Origin of the sequence: Marinobacter shengliensis (assembly GCF_003007715.1) — a bacterium.
Taxonomy (GTDB): Bacteria; Pseudomonadota; Gammaproteobacteria; order Pseudomonadales; family Oleiphilaceae; genus Marinobacter; species Marinobacter shengliensis.
The window spans coordinates 162,537-176,634 of record NZ_PXNO01000022.1; the positions used below are offsets into that span (position 1 = coordinate 162,537).

The window sequence follows — 14,098 nt, forward strand, 5'->3', positions numbered from 1 at the left end:
AGGCGTTATTCAAACTGACAAGCCAATGTACAGGAGCGCCCGCTATGGCTGAAACCATCATCAAGATCGATCTGAATAAATCGGCCTACGAGAACGACAAAGTCCACAACCGCTGGCACCCGGATATTCCGTTGGTGGCCACCGTCAAACCCGGTGACGATTTTATCGTGGAGTGTTACGACTGGACCGGCGGCCAGATCAAGAACAACGACAGCGCCGACGACGTGCGTGATGTAGACCTCAGCCAGGTGCATTTCCTGTCCGGCCCCATTGGCGTTGAAGGCGCAGAGCCGGGTGACCTGCTGGAAGTCGACATTCTGGACATAGGTACGTTTGAGGAGAGCCAGTGGGGCTTCAACGGTTTCTTCTCCAAGCAGAACGGCGGTGGCTTTCTGACGGAACATTTTCCCGAAGCCCAGAAATCGATCTGGGACTTCAACGGTATGTTCACCAAGTCCCGGCATATTCCTAACGTGGAGTTTGCCGGGTTGATCCACCCCGGACTGATTGGTTGCCTGCCTTCCAAGGAACTTCTGGATACATGGAACAAGCGGGAAGCGGGCCTGGTAGCAACGGACCCTGACCGTGTGCCGGAGTTGGCTACTCTGCCTAACGGTGAAACGGCCCACATGGGCCAGATGAGAGGGGACGCAGCCAAGGCGGCTGGCGCTGAGGCCGCGCGAACCGTGCCACCCAGGGAGCATGGCGGCAACTGCGACATCAAGGATCTTTCCCGTGGCTCCAAAGTGTATTTTCCGGTCTACGTAGATGGCGCAGGACTGTCTGTAGGCGATCTGCACTTCAGCCAGGGTGATGGTGAAATTACGTTCTGTGGGGCCATCGAAATGGCTGGCTGGATTCACTTGCGGGTGAACCTGATCAAAGACGGCGTGCGTAAATACGGCATCAAGAACCCGGTGTTCAAGCCCAGCCCCATCAAGCCCCGCTACGACGATTATGTGATCTTTGAAGGCATCTCGGTGGATGAAGAGGGCGGCCAGCACTATCTGGACGTGCATGTGGCCTATCGCCAGGCCTGCCTGAATGCCATCGAATACATGACCAAGTTCGGCTACAGCAGGGCACAGGCTTACGCGATCCTTGGGTGTGCGCCGGTGGAGGGGCATATCAGCGGCGTGGTGGATATTCCCAATGCCTGTGCAACGCTCTGGCTGCCAACCGGCATCTTTGATTTCGACATCAACCCGTCAGCTGATGGCCCACAGAAGAAAGTCAGTGGCGGTATGGACGTGCCCCTTTCGAAAGACAAGGAGTAAGCACCATGCCTGTGTATGACTACAAATGTCGGGAACACGGGTTGTTCCACCAGCTGGCCACCATGGAAGCCTGCGCCAAGCCGGCGGAGTGCCCGACCTGCCAGGCGCTGTCACCCCGTGTCATAGTGCTGCCTCCGGAGATTGCCGCCATGGACCCGGCCAAACGATCGGCTCAGGACCGGAACGAGCGCTCAAAACACGAGCCAGTGTTCTCGACTGCCGATCGCAGGGCACACGACAAGGAACACAGCCGAAGTTGTGGTTGCGGCTCACCGAAGCCGGGCAAATCCATGCTGTTCTATACCGCGGACGGTAAGAAAATGTTTCCCTCGATGCGCCCGTGGATGATCAGCCACTGACAGCCGATTCGACGTTTCACGTGTTTGGCCCCGATACGGGGCCTTTTTTTGATCTACAAGTCACGGCCTCTCAAGCACCAGATCCCGATACCACGCTGTTGCCCGTTCACCGGTATTATCCGCATCCGACATGATGGCCACGCCAACAATGCGCGGGGGGTTCTCCCCGAACGCTTCCCGGTAATCTGCCACAATATCCCGTTCCACCGTGACCCACTCACCGGTTTGCTCCGGGCCGGAATTGACCGCCACCATCATGGTCTGGTCGGTGAAGGCGTTGGCGACGATGGATTGCTCCGGCAACCGGTTGGCCCAGATGTAGTTCAGGGCATTACCCGGCAGGGTCTCCCCAAACATCACCTCCACGGTTTTGCGCTTGGCCCGTTCAAAGAATCCTGCCTTGTCGGGCTGGAATTCAAAGGCCACGTAGATTCGCGCCGGGTAGTCGTCGCCGGACTTTTTCCGGGCATCGCCTTGGTCGAACACATTGGACACCCTCCATTGCCAGCGCAGAATCAGCGATTCGCCGGGTTCTAACGACAATCGGGCAATCAGGCCGGAGGCGCTGTTATCGGCGGTCGCCTTGACCACCTGAACACCGTCGTCCGTGACCAGCTCATAGCGTGTGTGCCGGTCGATTCTGGGAAATTCCAGAGGTTCCCAACCATCGGATAATGAACTCATGGTGGAGAAGGGTTGCAGTAAAGACTCCTGCGCCATCAGTAACGGGCTGGCCAATAGCAGAGCCAACACCCATGCAGTGCCTGCCAGTGATGAACGCTTCATAGACTTGTCCTTTTGTTTCCGGGCCACTGCAATGGCAGACAGCGGGCCTGCGATAAAGTGCCTTGTCAGTGGCTATTAGTCCGTATATAGTGACCGAATCCTTGGTTGACTACCATATGTTGTGATCATTCTCTGATCACTTCAGGCATAAAGGTAGTCGGGAATCCGGTGAGAATCCGGAACTGACGCGCAGCGGTATTGGGGAACGAGCGTGGCATCAAGACACTGGCAAGCGCCGGGAAGTCGCCACGCAAGGCCGAACCAACAGGTTCACGCCCCTGAGTCCGAAGACCTGCCAGGGAAACAGTACTGCACCTTCGCGACTCAAGGTGAGCAGATCGGTTATCCCTGCCCTGAAACAAGGCACGGTGTGCTCCTGCATTCGCGAAGGCTAAATGGAATCTGACGCGACTTCAGGAGAACACGATGTCTGCCACCGCTCTGGCCGAAGCCCCGGCCGCCGATACCCAATCCCTTCAAGTTATTAAACGCAACGGCACCCTGGTTGGATTCAATCCCGCCAAAATCAGTGTGGCGGTGACCAAAGCGTTCCTGGCCGTGGAAGGCGATAAAGCCGCCGGCTCTGCCCGCATCAACGACGCCGTGCATCGGGTAACCGAACAGGTGGTGCAGGCCATCAGCCGGCGCCTGAAAGCCGGCGGTAAAGTGCATATTGAAGACATTCAGGACCAGGTGGAACTGGCCCTGATGCGGGCCGAAGAGCAAAAGGTGGCCCGGGCTTACGTGCTCTACCGGGAAGAACACGCCCGCAAGCGCGCCATCGAAGAGCCCATGGAAGCGCACCCGCACCTGACCGTGAAAAAAGCCGACGGCAACGTGGCGCCGCTGGACTTGGGCCTTATGAAACTGCAGGTAGAACAGGCTGCCACCGGCCTGGAGGGCATTGATGGCGAATCCCTGGTCGACGAAGCCCTGCGCAACCTGTACGACGGTATTGAGGAAACCGAAGTGCTCTCCGCCCTGATCATGACGGCCCGTGGCCGTATCGAGCAAGAGCCGGACTACAGCGCCGTCACCGCCCGCCTGTTGCTGGAACAGCTTCGCCTGGAAGCGGCTGAGGCCCTGGACCTGCCCCGCAACCAGCCGCTGGCAGAGGTTTATCCACAGGCCCTGAGCGCGTTCATCCACGCCGGTATCCGCTACGAATTGCTGGACGAAGCCCTGGCCGCCTTTGACTTGGAACGCCTGGGTGCGGCCATCATCCCCGAGCGCGACCACCAGTTCGGTTTCCTGGGCCTGCAAACCCTGTACGACCGCTACTTCCTGCACTGGAACAAAGCCCGCCTGGAACTGCCCCAGGTGTTCTTCATGCGTGTCGCCATGGGCCTGGCCCTGCGGGAAGACGACCCCAACGCCCGCGCCATCGAATTCTATAACCTGCTGTCCAGCTTTGATTACATGGCCAGCACGCCCACCCTGTTCAACAGCGGCACCCGCCATTCCCAGTTGTCCTCCTGCTACCTGACCACCGTGCAGGACGACCTGGAAGGTATCTACGGCGCCATCAAGGATAACGCGCTGCTCTCCAAATGGGCCGGCGGCCTGGGCAACGACTGGACGCCAGTACGTGCACTGGGCTCCCACATCAAAGGTACCAACGGCCAGAGCCAGGGCGTGGTGCCGTTTTTGAAAGTGGTCAACGACACCGCCGTGGCGGTCAACCAGGGCGGCAAGCGCAAGGGCGCCGTGTGTGCCTACCTGGAAAGCTGGCACCTGGACATCGAGGAATTCCTGGAGCTGCGCAAAAACACCGGTGACGAACGCCGCCGCACCCACGACATGAACACCGCCAACTGGGTGCCGGATTTGCTGATCGAACGCATGCGTGAAGACCGGGACTGGACCCTGTTCTCCCCCAGCGATGCCCCAGACCTGCACGATCTTTACGGCAACGCCTTCCGGGAACGCTACGAGCATTACGAAGCGCTGGCGGAGCAGGGCAAGATCAAACTGTTCAAGAAAATCCCTGCCAAACAACTGTGGCGCAAAATGCTCACCGTACTGTTTGAAACCGGCCACCCCTGGGTTACCTTCAAAGACCCCTGCAACCTGCGTTCCCCGCAGCAGCACCAGGGCGTGGTGCACAGCTCCAACCTGTGCACCGAAATCACCCTGAACACCAGCGCCGACGAAATCGCCGTATGCAACCTGGGCTCGGTCAACCTGGCCGCCCACATCGCCAACGGCGAGCTGGACGTACAACGCCTGGAACGCACTGTGACTACCGCCGTACGCATGCTCGATAATGTTATCGACATCAACTTCTACGCCGTGCCTCAGGCGAAGAACTCCAACCTCAAACACCGCCCCGTGGGCCTGGGCCTGATGGGCTTCCAGGACGCCCTCTACCAACTGGGCCTGCCCTACACCAGCCCGGAAGCCGTCGAGTTTGCCGACGTGGCCATGGAGCAACTGAGCTACTTCGCCCTTCGCGCCTCTGCCACCCTGGCCGGCGAACGGGGTGCCTACGAAACCTATGAAGGTTCCCTGTGGGATCAGGGCATCCTGCCCATCGATTCCATCAACCTGCTGAAAGACAGCCGCCGGGAAGGGGACCTGTCACTCAACACCAACAGCCGCCTGGACTGGACCCCGGTGCGTGAGCTGATCGCCAAAAACGGTATGCGCAACAGCAACGTTATGGCCATCGCCCCCACCGCCACCATTTCCAACATCGTTGGGGTTTCCCAGTCCATCGAACCGGCGTACCAGAACCTGTTCGTGAAATCGAACCTCTCCGGCGAATTCACCGTGGTCAATCCCTCCCTGGTGCGCGACCTCAAAGCCGAAGGCCTTTGGGATAACGTCATGGTCAACGACCTCAAATACTTCGACGGCAGCGTGCAACAGATCGACCGCATTCCACCGGTACTGAAAGCCCGCTACGCCACCGCCTTCGAAATCGACCCAAGATGGCTGGTAGAAGCCGCGGCAAGGCGCCAGAAGTGGCTCGACCAGGCCCAAAGCCTGAACCTGTACATGGCCGAACCCAGCGGTAAAAAACTGGACGCCCTGTACCAACTGGCCTGGGAACGCGGTTTGAAAACCACCTACTACCTGCGCTCCCTGGGCGCTACCGGCGCCGAAAAAGCCGCCCCGCAACCCCAGGTGTGCAGCATTGATGAGCCGGATTGCGAAGCCTGTCAGTAACCACTTACTTAACTTTGGAGGCCTAACCATGCTGGATTGGGACGACGAACCAAAAACCGAAAACAAGCCGACGGCCAGCGCCGGACCGGCGCCGGTGAACGTAGACGACAAACGCGTGATCAACGGCGAAACCGACATCAACCAGTTGGCGCCGTTCAAGTACCCCTGGGCCTGGGAATACTTCATGAACGCCAACAAAAACCACTGGACCCCGCTGGACGTCAACATGGCCCAGGACGTCCACGACTACCACCACCGCCTGAGCCCGGCGGAAAAGCACGTGTATGAAAACGTACTGGCCTACCTCACCACCTCCGACATCCTCGCCATGCGCAACATCGGCCTGGCGGTGATGGAGAAGATGAGCGCGCCGGAACTGCAAATCTACCAGGCCCGCCAGGTGTACGAAGAAGCACTGCACACCTGGACCTACCAGCACTGCATTGAAACCCTCAACCTGGACCAGAGCGAAATCTACAACCGCTACCGGGTGGTGCCAGAAATCAACGGCAAGATCCAGGTAGCCAACCGACGGCTGGACGCCGCCATGCGCTCCGACATGAACCTGCGCAACAAAGACGACCTGCAGGAATTCATCATGTCGTACCTGTTCTTCGCCGCCGTGTTTGAGGGCTGCTGGTTCTACAACGGCTTCAGCCCCATCTTCGCCCTGCAGCGCCGGGGCCTGATGCGCGGCACCGGGGAGCAACTGCAGTACATCCTGCGGGACGAAGCCATGCACTTCTCCTTCGGCCTGAAAGTGGTCAATCAGATTCTTGAGGAAGAAAACATCACCTTCGACCCCAAAGCCGTGCGCGACATGTGGGACGAATCCGAAGCGGCCGAGATGGCCTACGCCAACTACATCCTGCGCGACCCCATCCTCGGCTACTCGGCGGAATACCACAGCGAGCAATTCCGCTTCGTGGCCAACCGCCGCGCCAGGACTGTCGGCCTGGAAGAACCTTTCCCGGGTGCCAAGAACGTTTCGCCCTGGCTGGACGAGCAGGCCACCATGCGTAAAGAGAAGAACTTCTTTGAAACCCGGGTGATTGAATACCAGACCGGGGCGCAGCTGGAGTGGTAACACGCTAAAACCGCCGGTGCCCCAGACAACTAAGGTTGATCTACGGCACCGGCGGGAGTGTAATGGCAGCACAGTGACGTTGCGCACGGCGCCCGGTTTCGGGCGCTCTCTACGGAAGAGGCCAAGCCCATGAAAGTGGCTGTTTTCAGCACCAAACCCTACGACGAGCAATTCCTTGGGCAGGCCAGCCGGGACAGCCAAGAGCATGAACTGGTGTTTCTGGAACCCCGGTTGAATACAACCACCGCGGCACTCGCCAAAGGCTTTGATGCGGTGTGTGTCTTCGTGAACGATCAGGTAGACGGCGCCGTACTGGGCCAGTTGGCCGAAGGCGGCACCCGCACGGTAGCCCTGCGCTGTGCCGGCTTCAACAACGTTGACCTGAAAGCCGCCGAGCGCCTGGGGATCAGCGTGGTGCGAGTACCCGCTTACTCACCCTATGCCGTGGCCGAACACACCGTCGCCCTGATTCTGACCCTTAACCGGCAGATTCACCGGGCGTACCACCGCATCCGCGATGGTAATTTTGCACTGGATGGTTTGCTGGGCTTCGACCTGCGAGGGCGAACCGTGGGCGTGGTGGGTACCGGCCAGATAGGCCTGGAGGTAGTGCGCATTATGCGTGGCTTCGGCTGCCGGGTGCTCTGCCATGACCTTCATACCAACCCGGAAGCTCAGCAACTGGGTGGTGAATATGTGGCGCTGGACGACCTGTTCAGCCAGGCTGATATTGTCAGCCTGCATTGCCCGTTAACCCCCGACACCCACCACCTGATCAACGCGGATGCCGTGGCCAAGATGAAACAGGGCGTGATGCTGATCAACACCAGCCGGGGCGCCATGGTCGATACCGCCGCGATCATCGAGGGCCTTAAATCCGGACAGATTGGCTACCTGGGCCTCGATGTGTATGAAGAAGAAGGTGACCTGTTTTTCGAAGACCTGTCCAACATCGTGCTGAAAGACGACGTGTTCGCGCGCTTGCTGACCTTCCCCAACGTAGTGATCACCGGCCACCAGGCCTTTTTCACCCGCAACGCCCTGGAGAGCATTGCGCGCACCACCCTGGGAAATCTGACCGAACTGGAATCGACCGGGCAATGCGCAAACCAGGTAACCGCCCCCGCCGGTTAACGGCGCACTGAGACAAGCGGGACGCGTACTCGTACAATCCGACCATGCCCAGACAGTTTTATCGAACGGGCCCCGACCATCGTGCCGGGGCGCCTGTTACCTTCCTTGATGTACGCCGCCGCTTCCAGTTCCGAACCGTGGAGATTGGCCGCTGGGTAACCGAACCGGAAAAGCAGCGCAGCGCCGCACTGTTTTACGACGCCCTGTGCGACTTGATGACCATCCTCGGCGGCACCGAAAGCCTGATCTCCCTGCGCGGCAGCCTGGCCCTGCAATACGGCATAGGTGGCCGGCCCGGCGTCTCCGCCCATTACACTCCCGCCACCCGCAGCTTCGCCCTGGCGAAGAATGCCGGCCCCGGCAGCATTGCTCATGAATGGTTTCATGCTTTCGACCACTACATAGCGGACAAATTGTTCCCAAACGCTGCCAAAGCAGAGTTTGGCTCCACACTCTGGCTAACCCGTGAAGATGCCATCGCCCACCCCCTGAATGACCGACTGCAAGCCTGCTACCGCGCAATCCTGCTGGACAGCGCAGGTGAGCAGCCCAGCAATCTTTTCCGGCAATCAGCCAAGGCCGACAAAGCCGCCGGCGTGCATTACTACAGCCGGCCTGAGGAGCTCTGTGCCAGAGCTTTCGAAGCCTTCGTTCAGGACGCCACCGTAAAAAATGCCTTCCTGGTGAAAGGCACCAAAGAAAGCGAAGAGGCCCAGTTGGGGCTTTATCCACAGGGGCCACAGCGCGAAAGCATCAATCGGGCGTTTCTTGCTTACTTTCAATCCTTGGGCAGGGCCTTGCAGCGAACAGACGCATGACAGCCGGAGTTATACGAACGCGTTCGCAAAACTCCGGAAAATTGCATGGGAAATATATGTAACCTTCTGATATGGTTGAAAAGTAGGATTTTGAGGGGCGGAGTTATACGCCCCGGGATAGGAGCAGGGGGTGGCTCGAAAAAGGGCGTATAACTCCGGCGGTAGCCGTGGTGCTTGCTGTTAACTTTCTGTTTTTGTTGGGAAAAGTATGATGTTTTGGGCGCGTTTGGGGTGGATTTATACGAACGCGGGATATACGAACGTGTTCGTATAATTCACTGTTGAACTAAACCGCTTCGCGGTAGCGAGTGGTCTTGGGATTTTCCGCAAGACCAGGGAAAGTGACGGATACTTTTGAACAGCCCGCGTGGGCTTTTCAAAAGAGGAGATTCCGTCATGACACCGTTACGTCAGACTATGATCCAGGCCATGCGCCAGCATGGTTTTTCTCTACAGACTCAACGAAGCTACCTTTACGTGGTTGCCGATCTGGCCCGATATTATCGTCGGTCTCCCGATCGGCTAGAAGTTGATGACCTGCAGACCTATTTCAACTATCTGGTCCAGGAGCGCTCCCTTGCTCCCGCCAGTTGTCGGCTTTACCTTCACGGCATTCGGTTTCTGTTCCTGCAGGTCCTGCACTGGCCGGACTTCGATGTTGAGCTGGTTTTACCTAAACGTCCTCAACGCATTCCGGAGTTACTGACTCGCCAGGAAGTGGCTCGGATTCTGGAATCCGTTCAGAACCCAAAGCATCGCGCTTTGTTATCCGTCACTTATGGCTGCGGTTTGCGAGTCAGTGAAGCTGTCGCCCTGCAGGTGAAGAATGTTGATGGTGAGCGTCAGTTGCTCCGAATCCATCAAGGTAAAGGCGCAAAGGATCGAATGGTCCCGTTGGCAGGTGTGTTACTGGAGATGCTACGGGAATACTGGCGTCTTGGGCGCCCCATGTCTTGGTTGTTTCCAAGCGAGGTGCTGACAGGAAAGCATCTGACGATCACTACCGCCCAAAAAGTGTACCGTCATGCCAAGAGTGCCAGTGGTGTGCAAAAGTGTGGAGGGATACATGCGTTGCGCCATGCCTATGCCACGCATCAGTTGGAGCATGGCGTACCACTGAACGATCTGCAAAAGTTCCTGGGGCACAGTAATCTGCGTACCACTGAGCGATACCTGCATTGGTTGCCCGGGCTATCCTCTCAGAATCGCTCGCCTGCGGATTTGATCGCGGATCTGGGGGGCGTGCGATGACCGGTTCGGTGACGGTTCAATCCGCTTTGAACCGGTTCCTGGTAAAGGAGTCATTAGACAGCCATCGTCGCAAGGTCTGCAGCCGGCTGATGGATTGCCGAACGGCACGGATGGGCGGTATGGAGATGCGGTGCGAACAGTGCAATATGCGCACCGTTCACTACTACGGCTGCCGGGACCGGCATTGCCCACAATGCCAGGGCCGAGCCAGTCAGCAATGGTGTGAGCGCCAGCGCCGATCACTGCTACCAGTACCTTACTTTCACTTGGTGTTTACCTTGCCACATGCCTTGAACGGCTGGGTGCAGGTGCATCCAGAGGTGGTCTACCGTCGTCTTTTCGAATCAGTCTGGAACACGCTCAGTCAATTTGGTCTTAAAACCAAACACTTGCAGGGTGAGTTAGGAATGACGGCGGTGCTCCATACCTGGGGGCAGAACCTGAGTCGCCATGTTCATGTGCATTGTTTGATTCCGGGCGGGGTGCTCACAGATTCTGGTGAATGGCATCGGGCCAAACATCAATATTTGTTCCCGGTCAGGGCGTTGTCACGGCGCTTTCGCGGACGGATGGTGTCGTCGCTCAGGCACTCGGTCAGGACCGGCGAACTGCACAGGCTCAAGGAGGACCATGTCATTGACGACGTGCTCAACGGTGTGATGCAGCAGGAATGGGTGGTTTACGCCCGCCATTGTCTGAACCAGGCTGAGACGGTGGTGGACTACCTGGCCCGCTACACTCATCGCATCGCCATCAGCAACGGCCGTTTGTTGTCACAGGAGGGTGATCGGATCGTGTTCCGGTACAAGGATTACCGGGAGGGAGGGCGCCAGAAGACCCAGCAACTGGACGGAGTGGAGTTTATTCGCCGATTCCTGATGCACATCTTGCCGAAGGGATTCATGCGGATCCGCCACTTTGGTTATTTGAGTAACCGTACCCGGCGACGAAAGCTGGCCACCATTCATCAGGCGCTCCAACAACCAATCGAGACCGAGGTTGAAGCATTAAGTAACTCCGTGTCACCAAGCTCTTGGCCGTGCTCGCAATGTGATGGTGGCATGGTTCATAAGGTTCGGCAGATTCCTCGGTTCAGGGCTGTGAGTATACTGACGGCTTAGCCGCTCTTGGCGGCTTCCCGCAAACATACAGTTCCGGAGGAGCTGGGCACCGACTCGTGTTGTGACTGGAAATGCAATAAAGAGCGGGTTAGTCTGACCACATACACAAGGATGGGAGTTTTTATGGGAGTCAACGGGATGATATTCATGCCTGCCGAGCGCGTTCGCTACCTCGGATTGCTGTTCCGGAACCTGACCAAGAATTACTTTACCCTTATAGATTGGTCGCGGGCTTCGATGCCGGCGGCTTAGTCCAACCCACATTTAAAGGTCATGCTGCGCACGACCATTAAATGCTTCAGTGTTAAAGGCCTGGCTTCGGTGTTCTTTGGTTTGGTGTTTGGCCGCGGTTTGCCAGGTTGCCGGCAGGCAGAAAACAGCCCTCAGTTTGGCAATGGTTTTGGCCGGTAATTTGGTGGTCAGGTCGCGGAGCAATCCGGCGCATTCGCTAGAAAAAACCGCCCATTCGGTGCTCTGGTTCCTAGCGCCATGGTTTGAGTTGCTGCAAGGTATCGGGAGCGGGCATTCGGCATTGAGTGCCAATACAAAACAACGGGTAACCGGCCCTTAACCAGGCGGTCAACCGGACGCCAAAAGCGTACCGCTTTTGGTTCCCTCCGCTGCGCTCCGGCGCCGGTTACCGCTAGCGTTATGACCAATGATCGAATATTCGAAGTCTGACATCGCTCTGGAATACCTTGACGCAGCAATTGAAGAGCGGGAGCTGCATCAAAGGTATTTTGCTGCAATGAACTTGGCAGGAGTCGCGGAGGAATTATTCGGGAAATTGGTTCGAGTTGCTGGTGAAAAAGATCGTCTAACTAGCGCGGTTGAGGACCTTAGCTATATACAAGAAAAGCTATGGGAAAAAATGGGTTGGGCGAAGCAAAGCTCGAAAGACCTCAAGAAGCTGTTGGTTGGCCCCAAAAATAGCATCAAACACATGGATAGCGGCGTAGACTCGAACGCAAAGCTTCACTTTGAAGTAGAAGATGAATCGAAGTGGATGATTCAGTCTGCAATTCGGAATATGGATGCGCTCGGGGTAGAACGTTCAGAAACTGTGAGGCGCTTTCTGCTAAAGCACGCAGATGATGATTCACCGGACGAGTCATAACCAGTCATTCCAGTTCGTTCCGGCCCTGGTGGGCCTCCACCGGACGGCCTTTTCTCCGCTTCGCTGCGTAAAGGCCGCCGCTGAATATTGGCGTTAGAAATCAGGGAGAGATCGAGGTGATTGCTCGAATTTGGAAAGGATGGACCACTCAAAATAATGCCTCGGCCTACGAGGAGCTTTTCAAGAATACTGTCCTTCCAAAAGTTACCCAGGGAGTGGACGGACACATCAGTACCAACCTGCTACGCTGCGAAATGGGTGACAACGTGGAATTCACAACTATATTCTGGTTTGAATCGCTTGAAGCAGTAAAAAGCTTTGCTGGCCCAAACTTCGAGCAGGCAGTAGTCCCGGAGCAAGTAAAGGCACTCATGTCGCACTACGAGGAAACCGTTCATCACCATGACGTTGCTTTGTAGGTTTCTAACAATGCCATCAAATTCGTTCCGGCCTGCGGCCTCCACCGGACGCCCTTTTCAGGGCGCCGTTTATGGCTGGCGTGTGTGCCGGGCATGGCACAGAACTAGGGAGGTGAAAGTCCTCCTGCCAGGTGTTCGCAGAGCCGAAGGCTAGGAGAAGGGCAAGGGCGTCATCGCGAGGTGGGGTCTGAAGGAAGCCCAATCCAAAGCGGCGGGGCGACGAACAGGAACCCGATACGAGGTGTGGTACACCCGGGGCGAGCGGGCACGTGACCGCGAAGCCCTCCTTCTGCGACTGGGGTGTGCTTTATAAATCGGGCGTCTACGCCGTGAAAGCTCTGTGCCTTACCCCGGGAGGTCTGCCACGTGTGGACGGACCCACTGAGAGACGAGCGATCGCCTCTGATCGCGTGGCAGAAATCAGCCGAGGGCATAGTAGGTTCGCCCGTGAACCGAAGGCCCGAACAGAGACAGGAGTCGAGTGTCCGTGCAGGGAAACGGGATGGCATCCGCAAAGCAGCTTGTGCTGCCCCTGGTGAAACCAGGGGATGAACCCGTTGCCGGAAATCGGGAGAACTCGCACTCCGTTCAACCCTCACCGTGGATGGCGCGTGTATTGAGCAGGGACAACCTCAATCGCGCCCTGAAACAGGTTCGACGTAACAAGGGAGCGCCGGGCATCGACGGCATGACCGTGGATGAACTACCGGATTATCTGCGCCAACATTGGCCCGAGATCCGGCAGCAACTGCTCCAGCAGACCTACCGACCCAAGCCGGTCCGGCGGGTCACCATCCCCAAAGCCAACGGCGGTTCTCGCCCTCTGGGTATCCCGACGGTGCTGGATCGCTTCATCCAGCAGGCAATCGCTCAGGTGATCCAGCAGGACTGGGAACCCCGCTTCCACCCACACAGCTATGGCTTCCGCCCGGGGCGTTCTGCCCATCAGGCAGTCCGATACGGACAGCACTGTGCTCGGGAAGGCCGTAACTGGGTAGTGGACCTGGACCTGGAAGCCTTCTTCGACCGGGTAAATCACGATCGCCTGATGGCACGGCTGAAACGGCATACGCCGGACAGGCCGCTGCTCAGGCTGATCAACTGGTATCTGAAGGCAGGCGTTCAGATCGGCAACCGCAAAGCCCCGACACCCGAGGGCGTGCCACAAGGCGGGCCACTGTCTCCGGTACTGGCGAATGTGGTGCTGGACGAACTGGACTGGGAGCTGGAACGGCGCAACCTGAAATTTGCCCGCTACGCGGATGACTGCCAGATCTACGTTGGCAGTCGCCGTGCAGGCGAGCGGGTGATGGTGAGTCTGACGCGCTTTATCGAGGACTCGCTGAGGCTCACAGTGAATACACGAAAGAGCGCGGTGGACCGGCCCTGGAAGCGAAGCTTCCTGGGCTTCACCCTCAGCCGGAAAGGGCAGCGACTGAAGGTGGCAGACAAAGCCATCAGCAAGCTGAAAACCCAGATCCGGATACTGAGCCGCCGAACACGGGGCCACTCACTGGCCCAGGTGATCGCAGATCTGAAAGAGACCCTGCTTGGTTGG

12 protein-coding genes and 1 riboswitch are annotated in these 14,098 nt (G+C 57.8%); of the genes, 11 read left to right on the forward strand and 1 reads right to left on the reverse strand.

Features of this window, described 5'->3' with window-relative positions; all coding sequences use genetic code 11:
• Positions 1–44: 44 nt before the first annotated feature.
• On the forward strand, positions 45–1,277 hold the full coding sequence (gene fmdA / locus C7H10_RS09160; RefSeq protein WP_061333207.1) for a formamidase: 1,233 nt from the start codon (positions 45–47) through the stop codon (positions 1,275–1,277).
• Positions 1,278–1,282: 5 nt separating this feature from the next.
• Positions 1,283–1,636, forward strand: a complete 354-nt coding sequence (locus tag C7H10_RS09165) for a zinc ribbon domain-containing protein (RefSeq protein WP_106694620.1) — start codon at positions 1,283–1,285, stop codon at positions 1,634–1,636.
• Positions 1,637–1,696: 60 nt separating this feature from the next.
• Here the strand turns inward: C7H10_RS09165 and C7H10_RS09170 are convergent, their stop codons facing one another.
• Positions 1,697–2,422 carry a DUF3047 domain-containing protein gene (locus tag C7H10_RS09170; RefSeq protein WP_106694621.1) on the reverse strand — a complete coding sequence of 242 codons (726 nt, stop codon included), beginning with the start codon at positions 2,420–2,422 and terminating at the stop codon, positions 1,697–1,699.
• A 116-nt stretch (positions 2,423–2,538) separates the two neighbouring features.
• A riboswitch (cobalamin riboswitch) is annotated at positions 2,539–2,736 on the forward strand.
• Positions 2,737–2,848: 112 nt separating this feature from the next.
• Between C7H10_RS09170 and C7H10_RS09175 the strand changes: the two genes are divergently transcribed.
• From C7H10_RS09175 to ltrA, 9 genes are all read left to right on the forward strand, one after another.
• Positions 2,849–5,593 (forward strand): ribonucleoside-diphosphate reductase subunit alpha, encoded by a 2,745-nt coding sequence (locus C7H10_RS09175; RefSeq protein ID WP_106694622.1) that lies wholly within the window; start codon positions 2,849–2,851, stop codon positions 5,591–5,593.
• Between the two features lie 28 nt (positions 5,594–5,621).
• A complete protein-coding gene (locus C7H10_RS09180) occupies positions 5,622–6,680 on the forward strand; it encodes a ribonucleotide-diphosphate reductase subunit beta (RefSeq protein ID WP_106694623.1) in 1,059 nt (352 codons plus the stop codon).
• 129 nt (positions 6,681–6,809) lie between these two features.
• Positions 6,810–7,814, forward strand: a complete 1,005-nt coding sequence (locus tag C7H10_RS09185; protein ID WP_106694624.1) for a 2-hydroxyacid dehydrogenase — start codon at positions 6,810–6,812, stop codon at positions 7,812–7,814.
• Between the two features lie 44 nt (positions 7,815–7,858).
• Entirely contained in the window at positions 7,859–8,632 is a 774-nt protein-coding gene (locus C7H10_RS09190; protein ID WP_106694625.1) for a CLCA_X family protein, read from the forward strand.
• Positions 8,633–9,028: 396 nt separating this feature from the next.
• Positions 9,029–9,883 (forward strand): tyrosine-type recombinase/integrase, encoded by an 855-nt coding sequence (locus C7H10_RS09195; RefSeq protein ID WP_106694626.1) that lies wholly within the window; start codon positions 9,029–9,031, stop codon positions 9,881–9,883.
• Positions 9,880–11,004: an IS91 family transposase gene (locus C7H10_RS09200; RefSeq protein WP_106694627.1), complete on the forward strand. Its 1,125-nt coding sequence runs from the start codon at positions 9,880–9,882 to the stop codon at positions 11,002–11,004. The genes C7H10_RS09195 and C7H10_RS09200 overlap by 4 nt, the downstream gene beginning before the upstream one ends.
• 658 nt (positions 11,005–11,662) lie before the next feature.
• Positions 11,663–12,121, forward strand: a complete 459-nt coding sequence (locus tag C7H10_RS09205; RefSeq protein ID WP_106694628.1) for a hypothetical protein — start codon at positions 11,663–11,665, stop codon at positions 12,119–12,121.
• A gap of 116 nt (positions 12,122–12,237) precedes the next feature.
• A complete protein-coding gene (locus C7H10_RS09210) occupies positions 12,238–12,540 on the forward strand; it encodes an antibiotic biosynthesis monooxygenase family protein (RefSeq protein WP_106694629.1) in 303 nt (100 codons plus the stop codon).
• A gap of 502 nt (positions 12,541–13,042) precedes the next feature.
• On the forward strand, positions 13,043–14,098 hold a 1,056-nt coding region (gene ltrA / locus C7H10_RS09215), incomplete at its 3' end, for a group II intron reverse transcriptase/maturase (RefSeq protein ID WP_106693722.1).